Below are 18,144 nucleotides of genomic sequence, written 5' to 3'. Positions count from 1 at the left end.
TGTCAGGCACTTGGTCATTACCACCCGACAGCACACCCCAATCTTTTCCCGGCCAGTCTTCTACAGCAGGGAAACCTTGCTAAATATCTGTGCGCGTTAAAATAAACGCGCACAGATAAAATGCAAATACAAACGAACTATCGAAGCTTGTTTCGCAAGCCGGCTGGCCATAGCGAACTGACAGACGCCGTGGGCCGCCACCTGCAGCTGCAGTCCCACGACCTCAAAAACACCCGTGACCTGCGCACCCTGCTGCTGGAAGCTGCGTACGAGCTCCAGGCCCAGCCCGATCTGGCCGATGCCCAGGTCTACCTGTTCGGCTGCACGCTGGCCAAAAAGCGGGTCGACATGGAAGTTGAACAGTTCAAAAGCATTGCCCACCCGCACATCGCCGGCCGCATTCTGGTCCATGACGTCCGATCTGAGCGGCAATCACAGCAGTTGGCCATGGAGAGGCCACAGCTGGTCAGCGAGCCCACCAGAAAGCCCTCAACGACCAGCCAGGAAGCCGTGGTGGCCTACCTGCTGCAGCGCCACCTCAAAGCCCTGCCCGGGGTCAGCATCAGCACCATAGCGGCCGAGACCAAGGCCAGCCTGCCCACCATCTACAAGGTGCTCAATACCTACGAGCACTGCATCGACAAGGATCCAGAAGACAAAAGCCTGCGTCTGCGCTACTTTGCCCAGAATGACTGGCTCTACTGGATCCAGCGCACCAACCAGCTCTCCAGCGTGTATTTCATCGACCGCTCGGGCTCTCCGCGCAGTGGAAAGCGACTGGCCAAAGAACTGGCCCGCCTGCAGCGCGAGGATTTGTCCATGGGCGGGCTCATGGGGGCGCTGCATCATCTGCCCGCGCTGGACGCCACCAGTTCGCCACAGCTGGACATCCTGGTGCACGGCACCCGCAGAGCAGACCTGTCCTTCATCACCGAGGTGGACCCCGGCCTGGAGCGCTTTGGGGGGCGGACCGAGATGGCCCACGTCGTGGTCCACTTCATTGACCGGCCGGCGCCACTCTTCGAATACCGGGGCGGCCAGAACTGGGGTTCACTGCCAGACTGCATCGCCAACATGCAAAAGGCCGGTCTGACCCACCAGGTAAATGATGCGCTGCAGCTGATTAAGGCTGCATCTTCCGAAGCGGGTGCGACCTAGGGTTTGGTCTTTTCTCCGCCCGCCGCCTTTTGTTTCAGCATTTCAATGGCGGCGCGCTGTTCGGCCTGCCGCTTTTCTTGGGCGGCTTGGAACTGCTCCTGAACAGAGGGTTCCGGTTTGCACCCAGTCAATGCCACTAGTGCCCCCGCGGCCAGCGCTACAAAAATCGCTTTATTCATAGATTCCCCTGTCTTCATAAGCATGCCGGCGCAACATGCACCGACCTAAAAATTGATCTTTGGACCACCGTGAGCACGTGCTCCCAGGAGGAGCGCGCTAGTGCAAAAACTGAAACTTCAGCGTTTCACCAGCTAACTCCTCTATGGACAGACCGCTAAACGAAGCGGAATACTTTTTGCCGGAGACAGTCTCGAAGATGTCCATGGGGATTTCGTAGTCGTCTACCGGCTCGCGGCCCTGCCAGACCGCCTTTATCTGATCCATCTGCCAGCTGTCACTGCCATTGACATGTCCCGGGGTGACGATATGCACGGACTTGAGGCGTGCCTTGTCTCCCTGGTCAGATTGAATAAATTGCTCGACGTTCTGAAAATCAAAGAGCAGTACGGTTCGGTTGCTTGAGAACCCCGAACCACCAGGCACTTCGAACTCTTCGAGTTGAACCAAGAACCAGATCTGTTGCAAAGCAAGCTCGGTTGCGGACCATGCGACCTCTCCGCGACCAGTGAAAAAAGCGGAAACGGGCGATTTGTAGGCGACTCTGGTGATGAACATGGCATCCAAAAATGAACACTATAGATTGTAGCCCTATAGAGTTCATTGCTAATTAATCGGGGGCCATGTCCAATGCCTCCAAGCAGAACAACAACTTCGCCAAAGCGCTCAGACTGGTGCGCAAATCAAAGGGCCTGAGCCAGGAAGATTTCGGCTTGATCTCTAGCCGAACCTACGTCAGTTCTTTGGAACGAAGCATGAAGTCCCCAACTCTGAGCAAGATCGATGACTTGGCCGCCGTGGCGGGCGTTCATCCCTTGACCATATTGACGCTCTCCTATTTGCGGACCGCCGATACCGAAGCGGTCAGTAGGATTCTTGAATTGGTGGCTGATGAGATATCCGCACTTGAATAGGTCGTGAGCTTCGGATCGCATAGCTGCAACAAACTATGCACCTCGCTTCGGGCATCTTCTGAAGTGGCGCTCTGACCAGAGGCGAAGAAACAGCTTCACCTTGTTATCGTAATTACCGTAATTACCGTAACAGGGCGCAACGTCGCTTGTCCGCTATGAGTGAGAGACTGAGTGCACGGCGTGGCTTCGGCAAAATGATAAGGCCTACCAGTCTTGGCCAGCCCTTGACGCCAACGACTCTCAGAGTCGTCAGCGTAGAGATCATTCTTATCGGCACTGTCATCCCAATTGCTACTTTTTTTTGTACAGTCCATTTTTGAAGAATTTTGATGGACAAACAAAACATCAAAAATGATTGTCTTACTAGGGGAATTTATTTGTCCATTAACGGTTCACTTGTAAGTACGGGCTTGGCCGGATGACGTTCCACCGTTTGGCCAACAGCCTCGCCACCCGCATCATTTTTTTTGGCATCTGCCTGCTGCTGGTCGGCAATGTGTCGCGCTATTTCGCACTCAGCAGCTACCTGCGCGAAGACATCACTGCGGTGATGTCCGCCCAACAGCTGACGCTGGCCAATTACGTGGCACGCGAGGTGGACCAGAACATGCGGGAACGGCAGAACATGCTGACCCAAATGGCCGCAACCCTGCCGCTGGACCTGCTGGAACGCCCCGCGGCCCTGCAAAGCTGGCTGGCCCTGCGTCAGCAATACCAACCCCTGTTCTCGCACGGACTGATTGCCTACACGCCCGACGGCAAGGCGGTGGCGGGCTCCGCGCCCCCCAGCGGCAAACCATTGCCAAGCTATGGTGACTCGGGCCTCTTTCAAGCCGTTCGAGCCGGTACGTTGACCGTGGGTCGCCCCGCGCGCAACACCGCTACCCAGGAGGCCGTGCTGCCCATCGCAGCCCCAGTCAAAGACGCATCGGGCACGGTGCGCGCAATGCTGATGGGCGTCACGGCGCTGGCTGCCCCGGGGTTTCTCTCGTTCACCGACCAGGACCGCATTGGCAAACAGGGTGGCTTTCTGCTGATCTCGCCGCGCGACAAGCTGTTCATTGCGTCCACCGTACCGAGCATGGTGCTCAAACCCACACCCGCGCCTGGCGTCAACCTGCTGCACGACCAGGCCATGCAGGGGTACCGGGGCACCGGGCTCACCGTCAACGCCTTTGGGGTGGAAGAGATCTCGGCCATCGCATCGGTCCCCAGCACCGGCTGGTTTGTCGTGGCACGCCTGCCCACGACGGAAGCCCTGTCCGTGGTGGCGCGCACCAAGCGATACATGCTATTTCACAGCAGCTGGGCGATATTTGCGTTTGTGGCCGTCGCTGCCGCCATTCTCTATTTTGTGCTGCGTCCACTGCTCCAGGCGGCCGAGCAGGCCGACCGCATGACCCGCGGTGACGTGCCTCTGGAGCCCCTGGCAGTGGTGCGCCACGACGAGGTGGGGCATTTGACAGAAGCCTTTAACAGGCTGCTGGCCAAGCTGCAGGCCAGCCAGTCGGAAATGGTGCACATGGCCCACCATGACGTACTGACCGGCCTGCCCAACCGCGCGCTGCTGGCCGACCGATTGAAACAAGCATTGGCCCGCGCACACCGCCGCGGCAGCCGCGTGGCCTTTTTGTGCATTGACCTAGACCAATTCAAACCCATCAATGACGAGCTCGGTCATGCCGCGGGCGACCGGGCGTTGGTCGAAGTCGCCCGGCGCTTGAGCGCCGCGGTGCGTGAGTCCGACACCCTGGCCCGCATTGGTGGGGATGAGTTTGCGGTGCTGTTGGCCGATCTGGATGCGGACGCGGCCACGGCAGAGCAGGCGGCCATCTCCGTGGCCACCAAATGTCTCACAGCCATTGCACCACCGATCGCCCTGGACACGCAAACACGCATCCTCGGTGCGTCGATCGGCATTGCCATGGGAGACGGCACCGCGTCACCACATCCATTGCAGTTGGCGGCCGACCATGCCATGTACCAGGCCAAACATGCAGGTGGTCAGCGCTACCTGGTAGCTCGCTCCTAATTTGGGAGCGTCTTGTGCTTATTCCACGGGGGCTAGAGCACAGAATGGCACTGAATTCCTTTTTCCCAGACTTGGCGACCGGACCTTGAATCCGGCTTGTCAATGCCTTGACGGCGCCACCCATTCCAGCACGCAGCCGATCATGGACTTGGCCAGTTCACGCTCGCCTACAAATACGGTTCCAGCGCCATCGCTCTCCAACCGCGCAGCTTCCTCGGCGTTATGGCTGCGCACAACCACCTGGATGTTGGGGTTTAACGTGCGTGCCACCTCCACCATGCTGCGTACCTGAATAGTCTCCGGCGTGGCGACGACCAGCGCTCGTGCCTCGCGGATATGCGCCTGGATCAGCACCATGGGCTCCGTAGCGTCGCCCCACACGGCCGGAATGCCCTGGGCCCGCAGCGCTTCCACCGCGTCGCGGTTGGACTCAGCCACCACAAAAGGGATGCCTTGCTCCTGCAGTGCCTGGGCGATGAGCTTGCCCACGCGGCCCCAACCGACGATGACCACCTGGTTGGCCAGGTACTTGGCGTCAGTGCTCATGGGCAGCTCGGCCAGCGGGTTGGCCGCCAGCTCCAGCCGCGCAGCCAGCGCGGGGTGGCGCTGCAGCCAGCGCAGCACGGGCTGCACGGCGCTGAACACCAACGGGTTCAGCGCGATGGAAATCAGCGCGCCCGCCAGGATCAGGCTGTTGCCCTCCTTGGGCAGCAGGCCCAGCGCCATACCAAGACCCGCCAGGATGAAGGAGAACTCACCCACCTGCGCCAGGCTGGCCGCCACCACCAGCGCGGTGCGGGCCGGGTAGCCCAACGTCAGCACCAGCACCACAGCGGCCACTGTCTTGCCCAAGATGATGACCGCCACCGTGGCCAGCACATGCAACGGCTGCTGCACGATCACCATGGGATCAAACAGCATGCCCACCGACACAAAGAACAGCACGGCGAACGCGTCCTGCAGCGGCAGGGTTTGTTCGGCCGCCCGGGCGCTGAACTCCGACTCGCGCAGCACCATGCCCGCAAAGAAGGCCCCCAGCGCAAACGACACGCCAAACAGCGCCGCCGAGCCATAGGCAATGCTCACCGCCGCGGCCACCACGCTGAGCGTGAACAGCTCGCGTGAGCCGGTCTTGGTGACCTGCCACAGGATCCAGGGAAACAGGCGCCGCCCCACCACCAGCATGAAGGCCACAAAGCCGCCCACCTGCGCCAGCGTGATGGCGATGGTCATGGCCGTGCTGCGCCCCGTGTGCGTGGCGGCCCCGCCCAGCGACGGCGCCAGTGCTGGCAGCAACACCAAGACCAGCACCATGGCCAAGTCCTCCACCACCAGCCAGCCGATGGCAATGCGGCCATCCGCGGCATCCGTCAGGCCCTGGCTCTCCAGCGCCTTGAGCAGCACCACGGTGCTGGCCACCGACAGCGAAATGCCGAATACCAGCGCAGCCCCCAGCGACCAGCCCCAGAACAGGGCAACGCCTGCACCGAGCGCCGTAGCCACCACGATTTGCACAATGGCGCCCGGCAAGGCAATCTTGCGCACGGCCAGCAGGTCATCGATGGAGAAATGCAGACCCACACCGAACATCAGCAGCATTACGCCCACTTCGGCCAGCTGCGAAGCAATCTGCGCATCGGCCACAAAACCCGGCGTAGCCGGGCCAATCACAATGCCAGCCAGCAGGTAGCCCACCAGCGCGGGAAGCTTCAGCTTCGCGGCCAGAAAGCCCAGAACCAGCGCCAGCCCAAAGCCCGCGGCCAGAGTGGTGATAAGGCTGACGGAATGTTCCATAGGGTGCTTTCTTGCGCTCAGGGCCCGGCGTTCGGGTGCGCAGGCTTTCCATGCGTGCGCAGGTAGGCATCAACCGCCTGTCTGGAAATGCGCCGGTGCCCGCCCTCGGAGCGGGTGACCTCGCCCAACTTGCCTTGGTCGCACAACATGGACACGTAGGGCCGGCTCATCCCGAGCTGCGCGGCCACTTCGGCCGTGGTGAGCAGGTCGCCGGTTGAATCAGCGCGGCGGCCGTGGCCCGGTGCAGCGGGAGCTGCGGCAGTGACTTCCAGCAGGGCCAGCGCACTGACCAACTCCATGCGGTGGCGCGTCCCTTGGGCGGACGCCTCGGTTAACGCCGTGGCTACGCCAAACGCAGCAACCTCGGCCAGGCGTTTGCAAACCGTATCCACCAGCTCTGCTGCACTACCCGCCACGGGCGGCATCACCAACTCCAGCCCGGCCACACGCAGCACACGGGCATCGGGGCCGTCTTCCACCTCCACGTGCTGCGCAAAGGTGGCCTTCAGTTGGTCAAACAAGCCGTCCAATGCGGGCAGCTTGTAGCCAGGGAATGTGGGGGTGTAGGACATGGGCGTAGGCGCAGAGGCTGCGCGGCAGTGGACGCCCTATTTTTACTGCAAATGCCGATTAATTCGAAATAATCGAAATTAATTTTTATTAATTCGAAAAAATCACTGCAGCGTAAATGCGTCCATGGCCAGCATGCTGTACATCACTTCGCGGCTCAGGTAGTCGGGCCGTGCATCCGCACCCGCAGCGCCCAACGCGAAGAACAGCGGCAAGAAGTGGTCTTCGCTGGGGTGGGCACGGCTGGCGTGCGGCGCCTGGGCGCGGTAGGCCAGCAAGGCGTCCAGGTTGCCCGTGCTCAATTGCTGCTCGATCCAGCGGCTGAACTCGGTCACATAGGGCGCCACGGCGCGCTCGCCCCCAAAGAATTCGCTGAGGTTATGCGTCATGCTGCCAGAGCCCATCACCAGCACACCTTGGGCGCGCAGGCCCGCCAGTGCCGCCCCCATGGCGTAAACGTCCCGCGGTCCATAGCCTATGGGCAGGGCTACTTGCACCACGGGCACGTTAGCCTGCGGCAGCATGTGCATGAGCGGCACCCAAGTGCCATGGTCCAGCGGGCGGGTGTCATCGGGTTGGGCGGTGATGCCGGCGGCTTTGAGCGCCGCAATCACTTCGTAGCCCAGCGCCGGGCTGCCGGGTGCGGGGTACTGCAACTCATACAGCGCGGGCGGAAAGCCGCCAAAGTCGTGCCAGGTCCTGGGCTGGGGCGTGATCATCACCGCAGGGCTGCGCGCCATCCAGTGCGGCGACATGATGACGATGCCGCGCAGGTCGGCCGGCAAGGTGGCGCCCCAGGCTTGCAGCGCGGGGCCAGTGGTGCCGGCGTCCACCGCAAACAGTGGGGCACCGTGGGAGACAAACAGGCTGGGCAGTGCGGTCATGGAGGGTTCCTTGTGCAGGTTCAAAAGCGATACCTGCACTGTAAAAGCCTAGAAAATAAAGATAAATAACCGACCCATTGATTCAATGTCTCTATTTTGTTGACAATAGAGACATCCACACTGTTTCAAAAAAGCTCCGCCATGCAAAAGCACGCTCCCCTGCCCCTTTGGTCTGTGGCCTGGCCCGTGGGCGGCTGGGTGCTGTTGGGCGGCAGCCTGCTGGGCCTGGCCGGAGGCTGGTGGGTGACGCTGTTGGCCGTCGGGCTGGTGGGCACCGTGCTGTCCGCCGTGCACCATGCCGAAGTGGTGGCGCACAAGGTGGGCGAGCCCTACGGCACGTTGGTGCTGGCTTTGTCCATCACGGTCATCGAGGTTGCACTGATTGTTTCCATGATGCTGGCCGGCGGCCCCGAGACCACGGCGCTGGCACGCGACACCGTGTTTGCCGCGGTGATGCTGATCCTCAACGGCATCGTGGGCCTGTGCCTGTTGGCTGGCGGCAGCCGCTACCGCGAGCAAACCTTTGGCCAACTGGGCGTGAGCGCCTCGCTCACTACGCTGGCCGCCATTGCGGTGCTGACCCTGGTGCTACCCAACTACACCACCAGTGTGGTCGGCCCCGTGTACAGCCCCAGCCAGCTGGCATTTGTGGCCATCGTCTCACTCGTGCTGTATGGCACCTTTGTGCTGGTACAGGCCGTGCGCCATCGCGATTACTTTTTGCCCACCGAGGCCAAGACTGACGAAGAAGCCCATGCGCAGCCTCCTGGCGGCAAGCTGGCCGCCATCAGTGCAGGCCTCTTGTTGCTCGGCCTGGTGGCCGTGGTGCTCTTGGCCAAGGCGCTAGCCCCCACGATTGAAACCGCCGTGGCCAGCGCGGGTGCACCCAAAGCCGTTGTCGGCATCATCATCGCCATGGTGGTGCTCTTGCCCGAAGGCTTGGCTGCATTTCGTGCAGCGCGTGCCAACCGGCTGCAGACCAGCCTGAACCTGGCGCTGGGTTCGGCCCTGGCCAGCATCGGGCTCACCATTCCCGCTGTGGCCATCGTGTCGCTGGCCACAGGCTGGACACTGACGCTGGGGCTGGACATCAAGTCCAGCGTGCTGTTGCTCCTGTCGCTCTTCGTGTCCACGCTGTCATTGAGCACTGGGCGCACCACAGTGCTGCAAGGCGTGGTGCATCTGGTGCTGTTGGCCACCTATTTGTTCACCACCATCGTGCCCTGAGGCACCACCACCGCGGCCACCGCCATGGACCAGTTCCGCCAGATGCAGGCCTTTGTGGCCGTGGTGCAGGCCGGCAGTTTTGTGCAGGCGGCGCAGCGGCTGGACACCTCCAAGGCCGTGGTCTCACGCCTGGTGCTGGAGCTGGAGGCCACCCTCAACACGCGCCTGCTGAACCGCACCACGCGCCGCCTTTCGCTCACCGATGCTGGCAGCGACTACCTGGAGCGCTGCCGCCAAATTCTGGAAGATGTGAACGATGCCAATGCCGCAGTGAGCGAAGGTGCGGGCGCAGTGACCGGTCGGTTGAAGATCAATGCACCGCTGACGTTTGGCAACCTGCACCTGGCGCCGCTGTGGGGCGAATTTTTGAAGCTGCACCCGCGCGTGGAGCTGGACATTGCGCTGACCGACCGTGTGGTGGACCTGGTGGAAGAAGGCTTTGACATGGCGGTGCGCATTGCGCTGCTGGCTAGCTCCACGCTGGTCTCGCGCACGCTCGCGCATGACCAGGTACTGCTGTGTGCTTCCCCCGCCTACCTGCGCTCAGCCCCACCCATCACTACGTTGGACGACATTGCCCGGCACAGCGTGATGGCGTATTCGTGGTGGTCTGGCGGCGACGTGTGGACGCTGACCGATACCCAGGGCAAGCCCCACAGCGTGACCACCCACCCACGCCTGCGCGCCAATAGCGGCGACACCTGCCGCGCCGCCGCGCTGGCCGACCAGGGCCTGATTTACCAGCCCGGTTTTCTGGTGGGTGACGATGTCCGCGCTGGCCGCCTGGTGCGGGTCTTGCCTGACCTGCACGGGCCCACGCTGGGCATCCATGCGGTCTACCCCACACGCAAACATTTGCCGGGCAAGGTCCGCGCCATGGTGGACTTTCTGGCCCACGCGTTCCAGACACCCGCTTGGGTCTGAACTAGCGCAGCTGCGCCAACCCGGTCAGCGCCGCGTGCTGCAACAGCATGATGGTTTTGCCATCCTGAATGGCGCCACTGTGCACCATGGCCAGCGCATCCACCAGCGGCAGCTCCAGCACTTCGATGTCTTCGCCTTCCTGTGCCATGCCACCGCCCTCACCGGTCTGCTGGTGGGCCTGGTACTCGGCCACAAAGAAGTGCAGCTTCTCGGTCACCGAACCCGGGCTCATATAGGCCTCAAACAGCTTGCGCGGCGACTGGATCTGGAAGCCGGTTTCCTCCTGCACCTCGCGGCGGATGCAAGCCTCGGGGTCGTCGCCATCGAGCAATCCCGCGCAGGCCTCAATCAGCATGCCATCGGGACTGCCATTCACAAAGGCCGGAAAACGGAACTGCCGCGTCAGGATCACCGTGCCACGCTCGGCATTGAACAGCAGCAGCACCGCGCCATTGCCCCGATCGTAGGTCTCCCGGCTCAGGCGCTGCCAGCTGCCATCGCGGCGCTGGAACTCGAAAGTGGTTTTCTTCAACGTGTACCAGTCGTCAGACAGCACCTCGCTCTGAAGGATGCGAACGGCAGGCGCAGCGGCGCAAGAAAGTGTGGTGTTCACGGCATCTCCAAAATATGTAATTTCATGCATTATTACGCAATTTCGTGCAACTACAATGAGGCCATGCTGACCACCCAACGCAAACACCTGATCCTCGCGCGCCTTGCGGCCGACGGGCAAATTCTGGCCAAAACTCTGGCGGCAGAGCTGGGTACTTCGGAAGACACGATCCGGCGTAATCTGCGTGAACTGGCGCAGGAGGGCAAGCTGCAGCGCGTGCACGGCGGGGCCCTGCCCGCCTCCGCAGCCGTCGCCAACCTGGCAGCGCGTGCCGAGGTGTCCACGGAGGACAAGGTGGCGCTAGGCCGTGCCGGTGCGGCCATGGTGCAACCCGGGCAGCTGGTGCTGCTGGACGGTGGCACCACCGCGCTGCAGGTAGCGCGCCACTTGGCGCCCGACCTGCACGCCACCATCGTGACCCACAGCCCCACCGTGGCCGTAGCGCTGGCGCAGCGCCCGCACCTGGAGATCATTGTGTTGGGTGGGCGGCTGTACCGCCACTCCATGGTGAACGTGGGCACGGCCGTCATCGAAGCCGCCGCGCGCTACCGCGCCGACCTGTTTTTCATGGGCGTGACCGGTGTGCACCCCGAGGCTGGCCTGAGCACGGGCGATAGCGAGGAAGCGGATGTGAAACGCGCACTGAGCGCGCGTGCCGCCGAGACCGTGGTACTCGCATCCAGCGAGAAGCTCATGGCCGCATCGGCCTTTGTGATTGCGCCCGTGAGCGCAGTGTCGACCTTGGTAGTGCCGGCGGGCACGCCGGCTGCGACGTTGCGCAGCCTGCGCAAAGCGGGTATTGCCGTGGCAATGGCCCCCTGAAGCGCAGCGGAAAGTTAGGCCATCTGCATGCCGGCCAAGCCGGCCACGGCCAACGCATAGCCGTTGACCCCAAAGCCTGCCATCACCGCCTTGGCCGCGAGCGAGATGTAGGAATGGTGGCGGAACGCCTCACGCGCATGCACATTGCTGATGTGCAGTTCGATTAGCGTCACGCCCGTGCCCTTGATGGCATCGTGCAGCGCCACGCTGGTGTGGGTGTAGGCGCCGGCGTTCAGAATCACCCCGGCCAGCTGGCCTTTCGCGTGGAGCAGACCAGCCTCGTGCAGCCAGTCCACCAGCGTGCCTTCGTGGTTGCTCTGGCGAAAGTCCAGCTTGAACCCGTTGGCTAGGCAAGCCCGTTCGCACAGCGCCTCCACATCGGCCAGCGTTTGTGAGCCATAGACTTGGGGTTCGCGCGTGCCCAGCAGGTTGAGGTTGGGGCCGTTGAGGATGAGTGCTGTTTTCATGAGAACGTCCTAAAGAAAAACAATCAGGTTCAGGCAGCTGCGGTTGGCGCGGGGTGGCGCAGACGCCACACCTTGCAAGCACACGCGCAGGCCACGGCCGCCATGGCGGTGGTGCCCCAAAACACAATGGCCAGGCCAAAGCGCTGGCTCAGTTGCCCACCCACCAGGCCTCCAATGACGCCGGGAATGCCGTAGCCGATGACAATGTACAGGGCCTGGCCACGGCCGCGCAGTTTGCCCGGAAAGTGGTGCGACATCAGCGCGATGCAAGCACTGTGGTGGGCCGCAAAGGTAAGCGCATGCAGCGCCTGCGCGATAACGAGCATCCACAGCACGGACGCCATGGATGCAGTCACCGCCATCCGAAACACCATGACCGCCGCGCACAGCACCAGCCAGCCTGTCAGACTGACGCGCGGCATCCATCGGCTTTGCGTAAAGAACCAGCCGATTTCCACCGTCACCGACACGGCCCACAGCAGACCGATCATGGTCTTGCTGTAGCCCAGCGAATCGATATAGAGCGAGAAGAAGCTGTAGATGCCCATGTGCGAGAGCACATGGAAAAACACCGAGGCAAACAGCCAGCGGACCGCGGGCTGTGCCAACACCGGGCCAATCGGTTGCACCGCGGTGTCCGCCGTGGCGTGGTGCTCTTCCTTCACGTCCGGCATGCGGTAGGCGAACACCAGCAACGCAAAAAGGGTCGCGCTGACGATGAAGGGAAAGCTGCGCATGCCCACGTGCTCAAACCAGGCGCCCGCACCCAGCACGGCCAGCATGAACCCCAGCGAGCCCCACAGCCGCACACGGCCGTAGAGCTTGGTATCAAACGCACCGCCCTGACTCACCACATGGGCCACGGCGGCTTCGGTCATGGGCATCATCCCGCTGGTCTGCGCAAACATGGCCAAAAGCACCAGCCCCAACCACCAGGCATTGGAGCCCGGAAACCACAGGCCCACCGACACCACCAGGGCAATGAGTGCGCCATAGCGCAGCAACTTGGCGCGCTCACCCGTGCGGTCACTCAGGGCTCCCCAGGCATAGGGCGCCACCATGCGCGTGGCCGCCTGGATGGAGGTCAGCACGCTGATGACCACCAGGCTGAGACCCAGGCTTTTGAGCCACAGCGGCAAAAATGGGGTGAAGAAACCCGCGTGGGTGGAATAGCTGGCCGTCAGGGCCGCAAACGGGAGGAGCTGCCGGCGCGTGGCCGGTACAGAGGGTTCAGCCACGGCGCTCAGACGCTGGCCGCGATGGGCGTCAGCGCAGGTACCACATCGCCGCACTGCGCGCGATGGCGCAACACGTGATCCATCACCACCAGGGCCAGCATGGCCTCGGCAATGGGTGTGGCACGTATGCCCACGCAGGGGTCGTGGCGGCCTTTGGTGATGACCTCGGTCGCATTGCCCTGCACATCGATCGAATCACGCGGCGTGATGATGGAGCTGGTAGGTTTGATGGCAATGCTCACTTCCAGGTCCTGCCCGGTGCTGATACCACCGAGCACGCCACCCGCGTTGTTGCTGGCAAAGCCATTGGGTGTAAGGCTATCGCCATGCGTGGTACCGCGCTGGGCCACACTGGCAAAGCCAGCGCCAATCTCCACGCCCTTGACGGCGTTGATGCCCATCATGGCGTAGGCAATGTCCGCATCCATCTTGTCAAACAACGGCTCGCCCAGTCCCACGGGCACGTTGGAGGCGCTCACGCGGATGCGTGCGCCACACGAATCACCAGCCTTGCGCAGCGCATCCATGTAGTCTTCCAGCGCCTGCACGTCGGCAGCGGGGGCGAAGAACGGGTTGTGGGGCACATGGTCCCAGCTCTCGAAGGCAATCGGCAGATCGCCAATCTGCGTCATACAGCCCCGGAACTCGGTCCCGAACTTTTCCTTCAGCCACTTCTTGGCCACCGCACCGGCCGCCACCATGGGTGCGGTCAGGCGGGCGCTGGAGCGGCCGCCACCGCGTGGGTCGCGGATGCCGTATTTCTGGAAATAGGTGTAGTCGGCGTGGCCCGGGCGGAAGCTCTCCAGGATGTTGCCGTAGTCCTTGCTGCGCTGGTCAGTGTTCTGGATCAGGAGCGCAATGGGTGTGCCCGTGGTCTTGCCCTGGTAGACACCGCTGAGGATCTGCACCGCGTCAGGTTCGTTGCGCTGGGTCACATGGCGGCTGGTGCCCGGGCGGCGGCGGTCCAGGTCACCCTGGATGTCGGCCTCGCTGAGTTCCATGCCGGGGGGGCAGCCGTCAATCACGCAGCCAATGGCCGGGCCGTGGGATTCACCAAAGTTGGTGACTGCGAATAGGGTTCCGAAGGTGTTTCCGCTCATGCTAGGGATTATCCCTGACCCTGCGAACGAAGCTTGCGCCGTCCCGAAATTCCACTACCATGCCTTGAGCTGCCTGGACACAAGGCCGCACTTCACACGAAGGAGACGCTATGACACTCAACAACATGCGCGTGGCGCACAAGCTATGGCTGGTCGTTTTAGGCTTGCTTCTGTTGATGGTAGCGGCAGCTACCTGGACGCAATTGCGCTCGCGCTCTGCGACGGACGCCACCATGCAAATGGTCAGCAAGTACGAAGACGCGATCACCACCGCAGTGCGTTGGCGCGGCCTGGCCGAGCTGGCCGTCACCCTGTCCATGGGCAGCATCGTCACCACCGACGAGGCGCTCCGCAAGGAATATGACGCCAAAGTGGCGGCACTGACCGCCCGCATCACACCAGTGCAGGAGGCAGTCACCAAGGGCGCCACCTCGCAGTTGGACAAGGATGCCATGGCCTACGTGGCCAAGACCCGCGCAGAAATCCGCGGCATGGGCGACAAAGCCAAAGAGATCAAGTCTTCGGATGATGCCGCTGCCAAGCAGGCTTTTCTGGACAAGGAATACCGCCCCCTGGCGGATGCCTACTTGTCAGCCATCGACAAATTTGTGACAACGCAGGAGCAGCAACGGGATGAGGCCCGCGCGTCGCTTGAAGAGGTGCGCAAGAGCCTGATGACGATTGCGCTGGTGGCCGTCGTGGTGGTCTTTGCGCTGGGCATCTTTACCTGCCTGGTGTTGGTGCGCTCGATCACACAGCCGCTGGACCGGGCGGTCTCTGTGGCGCAGGCAATTGCCGGCGGTGACCTGACGCAAGAAGCGCGGGATGACCGCAAAGACGAATTTGGCACGCTGATGCGAGCACAGTCCGACATGGCTGCCAAGCTGCGCGACCTGGTATCCCAGGTGCGCAGTGGCGTGGAATCGGTATCCAACGCATCCACTGAAATCGCCACGGGCAATAACGATTTGTCAGCCCGCACGGAGCAAACGGCCTCCAACCTGCAGCAGACCGCTGCCAGCATGGAACAGCTCACCAGCACGGTGAACCAGTCGGCAGATACGGCCCGCCAGGCCAACGACCTTGCGGCCAAGGCGGCCACTGTCGCATCGCGGGGCGGCGAGATGGTGGGCCAGGTCGTGCAGAGCATGCAGCACATCACCACCTCATCGCGCAAGATTGGCGACATCATCAGCGTGATCGACGGCATCGCCTTCCAGACCAACATTCTGGCGCTGAATGCCGCCGTGGAAGCCGCACGTGCAGGCGAACAAGGCCGGGGCTTTGCCGTGGTGGCCAGTGAAGTGCGCTCCCTGGCCGGACGTTCGGCCGAGGCCGCCAAGGAAATCAAATCGCTGATCAACACGTCGGTGGAAACCGTGGAAGTAGGTTCCCGCCAAGTCGAGCAGGCCGGTGAGACCATGGGTGAAATTGTCAGCAGCGTGCAGCGGGTCAGCCAGTTGATCGGAGAGATCACGGCAGCCTCCAGCGAGCAGCGCGATGGCATCGCCCAGGTGAACCAGGCCGTGGGCAACCTGGACCAGATGACCCAACAAAACGCCGCCCTGGTGGAAGAGTCTGCGGCAGCAGCAACAGCCATGCGGGACCAGGCGCAACACCTGGCGGAACTGGTCTCGGTATTCAATGTAGGGGGCGGATCAGCTCGGTTGTCCCTGTCAGCCTAGGAAGCTTCTGGAACGGTTTATGCATGGTGCTGCACTGCACCAATCTAGTGTTTAAACCGCTTTCTGAAAGGAGCCTCCCATGCTGGACCGCACCGCCACGAAGTTCTCCCACGTCAAACCCGAAGACACGCAATTTGTATCCGGCGGATTGCGGGACTTTTTCCTGTATCGGGACCTGGGCGTGGCCGAAGCCACCAACGGCAAAGTGATTGCGCACCTGGTGAAGGCCAATATGGCACCAGAAACAGGCACGGGATGGCACCGACATGAGGCGGATTTTCAAATTGTCATCATGACCAAGGGCTGGGCCAAGTTCATGTACGAGGACAAGGAAACCCTGGTGCAAGCAGGTGACGTGGTCCACCAGCGCCCGGGCATTCGGCACTTCCTGTTCGACTACTCCCCCGACATGGAATATCTGGAAATCGTCTCTCCGGCAGATTTCAAGTCCATCGACGTAGACCCGGTCTGCGCCGTGCCAGCGCCCACGCCCTGGGCCTGAGGGGGCCTAAAACTCGGCGTCGAGCTCGTCGATTTCCTCGGGCTCGGCCTTGGCAGCTTCCACCCACTCCTGCATGGCAGGCAAAGCCATGATGCGCTTGCAATAAGCGGCGGCCTCTTTGTTCAGCGCTACGTCATAAGTCAGAAAGCGTGTCACCACCGGGGCATACATGGCATCGGCGAGACAGGGTTGCTTGCCGAACAGGTAGGGACCACCGTAGTTTTGCAGGCAGTCCTTCCAGATGGCCAGCACGCGGTCGATATCCGCCTGAGCCCGCGACCACACCTTGAACTTCGGGAAATGGGCCTTGAGGTTCATAGGCAGGGAACCACGCATGGAGGCGAAACCTGAGTGCATTTCCCCGCATACCGCGCGGCAGTGGGCACGGGCGCGGATATCGGTGGGCAGCAGGTGGGCCTTGGGCTTGATTTCGTGCAGGTACTCGCCAATGGCCATGGTGTCCCAGACGGTGACCCCGTCATGCTGCAAAAACGGCACCAGCATGCTGCTCGAGAGCAACAGCATCTCGGCCTTCATGGCAGGGTCATCTGGCGAAATGATCTTTTCGGTGAACTCCAGACCTGACAGCTTGGCCATGAGCCAGCCGCGTAAGGCCCAGGCACCGTAGTTTTTGCTGCTGATCGTGAGAACCGCTTTGGCCATGGAGAATCTTTCAACGGGGGTCGGTGAGTTGGCACGTGCAAGGGTTGTGCCAATGAGGGGCATCATGGCACGCCCAGCGCAGGTTGGCGCGCAAATTGCCTGCAATAGGTCCATATGGGCTATGCCCTCACACGGACAGGACCGCCATGCTCTACCAAGCCTACCAAACCCAGTCTGATTTCACCTCACCGTTGCGCCTGATGGCCCAGAGCCTGGGCGCATCGCTGTGGATGAACCAAACCGAAGGCAGTGCACTGCGCAAGATGGCCGCCGGAATGGAAGTGCTTTCCCGCCTGCGCCTGACCCACTCCCGACCGGCCTATGGCATTGACAGCGTCAAAGTGGCCGAACAAGACATTCCCGTGGCCGAAGTAGCCGTGCTGACCATGCCCTTTGGCACCCTGCTGCACTTTGAAAAACAAGCGCCCACCGCCGAGCCCCAACCCAAAGTGCTGCTGGTGGCACCTTTGTCTGGCCACTTTGCCACGCTGCTGCGTGAAACCGCGCGCACCCTGCTGCAGGACCACGACGTCTATATCACCGACTGGCACAACGCCCGCGACGTGGCGCTGCGCCACGGCCCCTTTGGGTTGGACGACTACATCGACCACATGATCCGCTTCACCCAGGCCATAGGCCCCGGTACCCATGTGATTGCGGTGTGCCAACCCTGTGTCGCCGCACTGGCCGCCACAGCCATCATGGCTGAGGATGATGACCCGGCGCAACCGCGCAGCCTGACACTGATGGCCGGCCCGGTGGACTGCCGCGTGAACCCCACCGAGGTGAACAAGCTGGCCACCAGCAAGCCCATCGACTGGTTCGAGAAAAACCTGATCAGCCATGTGCCGCTGCCGCACAAAGGCTATATGCGCCGCGTCTACCCCGGTTTTGTGCAGCTCAGCGCGTTTTTGAGCATGAATCTGGACCGCCACAAGCAGTCATTCAAAGACCTGTACCAGCACTTGGTGAATGGCGATGTGGAAAAAGCCAACATCATCCGTGTGTTCTACGACGAGTACCTGGCCGTGAACGACCTACCCGCAGAGTTTTACCTGGAGACCGTTGAAAAAGTCTTTCAGACCTACGACCTGCCGCTGGGCAAGCTGACCTACAAGGACCGCATCGTCAACCCGGCCGCTATTCGCCGCACGGCGCTGATGACCGTGGAGGGAGAGCGTGACGACATCTGCGCTGTGGGACAGACGGTGGTCGCGCAGGACCTGTGCAGCAGCGTGCGCCCCTATATGAAAACACACCATGTGCAAACCGGCGTGGGGCACTATGGTGTGTTCAGCGGGCGTAAATGGAACCAGCAGATTTACCCGCGGGTGCGGGACATGATCCACGCCAGCGAGGGCTGAGCCCCGCGGC

Annotated in this window: 19 protein-coding genes; 9 read left to right on the top strand and 10 right to left on the bottom strand. The window is 62.1% G+C overall.

From position 1 onward, the window contains the following. The first annotated feature begins 147 nt into the window (after positions 1 to 147). Positions 148 to 1,158, top strand: coding sequence for a hypothetical protein (locus tag AC07OE_RS03050; protein ID WP_495069087.1), 1,011 nt, complete (start codon positions 148 to 150; stop codon positions 1,156 to 1,158). Here AC07OE_RS03050 and AC07OE_RS03045 read toward each other — a convergent pair. Both AC07OE_RS03045 and AC07OE_RS03040 read right to left on the bottom strand, forming a co-directional pair. Next, on the bottom strand, positions 1,155 to 1,355 hold the full coding sequence (locus AC07OE_RS03045) for a hypothetical protein (RefSeq protein WP_495069086.1): 201 nt from the start codon (positions 1,353 to 1,355) through the stop codon (positions 1,155 to 1,157). The genes AC07OE_RS03050 and AC07OE_RS03045 overlap by 4 nt on opposite strands. A gap of 79 nt (positions 1,356 to 1,434) precedes the next feature. Beyond that, entirely contained in the window at positions 1,435 to 1,893 is a 459-nt protein-coding gene (locus tag AC07OE_RS03040) for a hypothetical protein (RefSeq protein WP_495069085.1), read from the bottom strand. A gap of 65 nt (positions 1,894 to 1,958) precedes the next feature. On the opposite strand from AC07OE_RS03040, the gene AC07OE_RS03035 reads away from it, so the two are divergent. Both AC07OE_RS03035 and AC07OE_RS03030 read left to right on the top strand, forming a co-directional pair. Continuing rightward, positions 1,959 to 2,249, top strand: coding sequence for a helix-turn-helix domain-containing protein (locus tag AC07OE_RS03035; protein WP_495069084.1), 291 nt, complete (start codon positions 1,959 to 1,961; stop codon positions 2,247 to 2,249). A gap of 418 nt (positions 2,250 to 2,667) precedes the next feature. Next, the gene (locus AC07OE_RS03030; protein ID WP_495069083.1) at positions 2,668 to 4,281 is read left to right on the top strand and encodes a sensor domain-containing diguanylate cyclase; all 1,614 of its coding nucleotides are present in this window, start codon (positions 2,668 to 2,670) and stop codon (positions 4,279 to 4,281) included. 99 nt (positions 4,282 to 4,380) lie between these two features. On the opposite strand, the gene AC07OE_RS03025 is transcribed toward AC07OE_RS03030, so the two are convergent. The 3 genes from AC07OE_RS03025 to AC07OE_RS03015 form a co-directional block, all read right to left on the bottom strand. Then, on the bottom strand, positions 4,381 to 6,075 hold the full coding sequence (locus tag AC07OE_RS03025; RefSeq protein WP_495069082.1) for a cation:proton antiporter domain-containing protein: 1,695 nt from the start codon (positions 6,073 to 6,075) through the stop codon (positions 4,381 to 4,383). Between the two features lie 17 nt (positions 6,076 to 6,092). Further along, positions 6,093 to 6,647, bottom strand: a complete 555-nt coding sequence (locus AC07OE_RS03020; RefSeq protein WP_495069081.1) for a helix-turn-helix domain-containing protein — start codon at positions 6,645 to 6,647, stop codon at positions 6,093 to 6,095. 102 nt (positions 6,648 to 6,749) lie between these two features. Continuing rightward, positions 6,750 to 7,529, bottom strand: coding sequence for a DODA-type extradiol aromatic ring-opening family dioxygenase (locus tag AC07OE_RS03015; protein ID WP_495069080.1), 780 nt, complete (start codon positions 7,527 to 7,529; stop codon positions 6,750 to 6,752). 141 nt (positions 7,530 to 7,670) lie between these two features. On the opposite strand from AC07OE_RS03015, the gene AC07OE_RS03010 reads away from it, so the two are divergent. Both AC07OE_RS03010 and AC07OE_RS03005 read left to right on the top strand, forming a co-directional pair. Beyond that, entirely contained in the window at positions 7,671 to 8,756 is a 1,086-nt protein-coding gene (locus AC07OE_RS03010) for a calcium:cation antiporter (RefSeq protein ID WP_495069079.1), read from the top strand. A gap of 24 nt (positions 8,757 to 8,780) precedes the next feature. Next, positions 8,781 to 9,680 carry a LysR family transcriptional regulator gene (locus tag AC07OE_RS03005; protein WP_495069078.1) on the top strand — a complete coding sequence of 300 codons (900 nt, stop codon included), beginning with the start codon at positions 8,781 to 8,783 and terminating at the stop codon, positions 9,678 to 9,680. A gap of 1 nt (position 9,681) precedes the next feature. On the opposite strand, the gene nudK is transcribed toward AC07OE_RS03005, so the two are convergent. Next, positions 9,682 to 10,323: a GDP-mannose pyrophosphatase NudK gene (gene nudK, locus AC07OE_RS03000; protein WP_495069077.1), complete on the bottom strand. Its 642-nt coding sequence runs from the start codon at positions 10,321 to 10,323 to the stop codon at positions 9,682 to 9,684. Positions 10,324 to 10,356: 33 nt separating this feature from the next. Here nudK and AC07OE_RS02995 point away from each other — a divergent pair, with 33 nt between their 5' ends. Then, positions 10,357 to 11,115, top strand: a complete 759-nt coding sequence (locus AC07OE_RS02995) for a DeoR/GlpR family DNA-binding transcription regulator (protein ID WP_495069076.1) — start codon at positions 10,357 to 10,359, stop codon at positions 11,113 to 11,115. A gap of 14 nt (positions 11,116 to 11,129) precedes the next feature. Here AC07OE_RS02995 and aroQ read toward each other — a convergent pair whose 3' ends face one another. From aroQ to aroC, 3 genes are read right to left on the bottom strand one after another with little or no spacing between them, the layout of a single operon-like run. Then, a complete protein-coding gene (gene aroQ, locus AC07OE_RS02990) occupies positions 11,130 to 11,582 on the bottom strand; it encodes a type II 3-dehydroquinate dehydratase (RefSeq protein ID WP_495069075.1) in 453 nt (150 codons plus the stop codon). Positions 11,583 to 11,611: 29 nt separating this feature from the next. Continuing rightward, a complete protein-coding gene (locus AC07OE_RS02985) occupies positions 11,612 to 12,820 on the bottom strand; it encodes an MFS transporter (RefSeq protein ID WP_495069074.1) in 1,209 nt (402 codons plus the stop codon). 5 nt (positions 12,821 to 12,825) lie between these two features. Then, on the bottom strand, positions 12,826 to 13,920 hold the full coding sequence (gene aroC / locus AC07OE_RS02980; protein WP_495069073.1) for a chorismate synthase: 1,095 nt from the start codon (positions 13,918 to 13,920) through the stop codon (positions 12,826 to 12,828). Between the two features lie 110 nt (positions 13,921 to 14,030). On the opposite strand from aroC, the gene AC07OE_RS02975 reads away from it, so the two are divergent. Both AC07OE_RS02975 and AC07OE_RS02970 read left to right on the top strand, forming a co-directional pair. Continuing rightward, entirely contained in the window at positions 14,031 to 15,605 is a 1,575-nt protein-coding gene (locus AC07OE_RS02975) for a methyl-accepting chemotaxis protein (protein ID WP_495069072.1), read from the top strand. 79 nt (positions 15,606 to 15,684) lie between these two features. Then, entirely contained in the window at positions 15,685 to 16,107 is a 423-nt protein-coding gene (locus tag AC07OE_RS02970) for a cupin domain-containing protein (RefSeq protein ID WP_495069071.1), read from the top strand. Between the two features lie 6 nt (positions 16,108 to 16,113). Here the strand turns inward: AC07OE_RS02970 and AC07OE_RS02965 are convergent, their stop codons facing one another. Beyond that, complete coding sequence (locus AC07OE_RS02965; protein ID WP_495069070.1) at positions 16,114 to 16,770, bottom strand: glutathione S-transferase; 657 nt, start codon at positions 16,768 to 16,770, stop codon at positions 16,114 to 16,116. A 146-nt stretch (positions 16,771 to 16,916) separates the two neighbouring features. Between AC07OE_RS02965 and AC07OE_RS02960 the strand changes: the two genes are divergently transcribed. Further along, on the top strand, positions 16,917 to 18,134 hold the full coding sequence (locus tag AC07OE_RS02960) for a polyhydroxyalkanoate depolymerase (protein ID WP_495069069.1): 1,218 nt from the start codon (positions 16,917 to 16,919) through the stop codon (positions 18,132 to 18,134). Positions 18,135 to 18,144: the final 10 nt, after the last annotated feature.

It is taken from the genome of Rhodoferax sp. GW821-FHT09E07 (assembly GCF_059416145.1).
This window is presented reverse-complemented; position numbering and strand designations above follow the sequence as displayed.

What these genes read in the sequence shown, in the direction of transcription:
- AC07OE_RS03045 (WP_495069086.1), bottom strand. Translation starts at nt 1,355, where the DNA reads ATGAAGACAGGGGAATCTATGAATAAAGCGATTTTTGTAGCGCTGGCC.
- AC07OE_RS03040 (WP_495069085.1), bottom strand. Translation starts at nt 1,893, where the DNA reads ATGTTCATCACCAGAGTCGCCTACAAATCGCCCGTTTCCGCTTTTTTC.
- AC07OE_RS03035 (WP_495069084.1), top strand. Translation starts at nt 1,959, where the DNA reads ATGTCCAATGCCTCCAAGCAGAACAACAACTTCGCCAAAGCGCTCAGA.
- AC07OE_RS03030 (WP_495069083.1), top strand. Translation starts at nt 2,668, where the DNA reads ATGACGTTCCACCGTTTGGCCAACAGCCTCGCCACCCGCATCATTTTT.
- AC07OE_RS03025 (WP_495069082.1), bottom strand. Translation starts at nt 6,075, where the DNA reads ATGGAACATTCCGTCAGCCTTATCACCACTCTGGCCGCGGGCTTTGGG.
- AC07OE_RS03020 (WP_495069081.1), bottom strand. Translation starts at nt 6,647, where the DNA reads ATGTCCTACACCCCCACATTCCCTGGCTACAAGCTGCCCGCATTGGAC.
- AC07OE_RS03015 (WP_495069080.1), bottom strand. Translation starts at nt 7,529, where the DNA reads ATGACCGCACTGCCCAGCCTGTTTGTCTCCCACGGTGCCCCACTGTTT.
- AC07OE_RS03010 (WP_495069079.1), top strand. Translation starts at nt 7,671, where the DNA reads ATGCAAAAGCACGCTCCCCTGCCCCTTTGGTCTGTGGCCTGGCCCGTG.
- AC07OE_RS03005 (WP_495069078.1), top strand. Translation starts at nt 8,781, where the DNA reads ATGGACCAGTTCCGCCAGATGCAGGCCTTTGTGGCCGTGGTGCAGGCC.
- nudK (WP_495069077.1), bottom strand. Translation starts at nt 10,323, where the DNA reads ATGCATGAAATTACATATTTTGGAGATGCCGTGAACACCACACTTTCT.
- AC07OE_RS02995 (WP_495069076.1), top strand. Translation starts at nt 10,357, where the DNA reads ATGCTGACCACCCAACGCAAACACCTGATCCTCGCGCGCCTTGCGGCC.
- aroQ (WP_495069075.1), bottom strand. Translation starts at nt 11,582, where the DNA reads ATGAAAACAGCACTCATCCTCAACGGCCCCAACCTCAACCTGCTGGGC.
- aroC (WP_495069073.1), bottom strand. Translation starts at nt 13,920, where the DNA reads ATGAGCGGAAACACCTTCGGAACCCTATTCGCAGTCACCAACTTTGGT.
- AC07OE_RS02975 (WP_495069072.1), top strand. Translation starts at nt 14,031, where the DNA reads ATGACACTCAACAACATGCGCGTGGCGCACAAGCTATGGCTGGTCGTT.
- AC07OE_RS02970 (WP_495069071.1), top strand. Translation starts at nt 15,685, where the DNA reads ATGCTGGACCGCACCGCCACGAAGTTCTCCCACGTCAAACCCGAAGAC.
- AC07OE_RS02965 (WP_495069070.1), bottom strand. Translation starts at nt 16,770, where the DNA reads ATGGCCAAAGCGGTTCTCACGATCAGCAGCAAAAACTACGGTGCCTGG.
- AC07OE_RS02960 (WP_495069069.1), top strand. Translation starts at nt 16,917, where the DNA reads ATGCTCTACCAAGCCTACCAAACCCAGTCTGATTTCACCTCACCGTTG.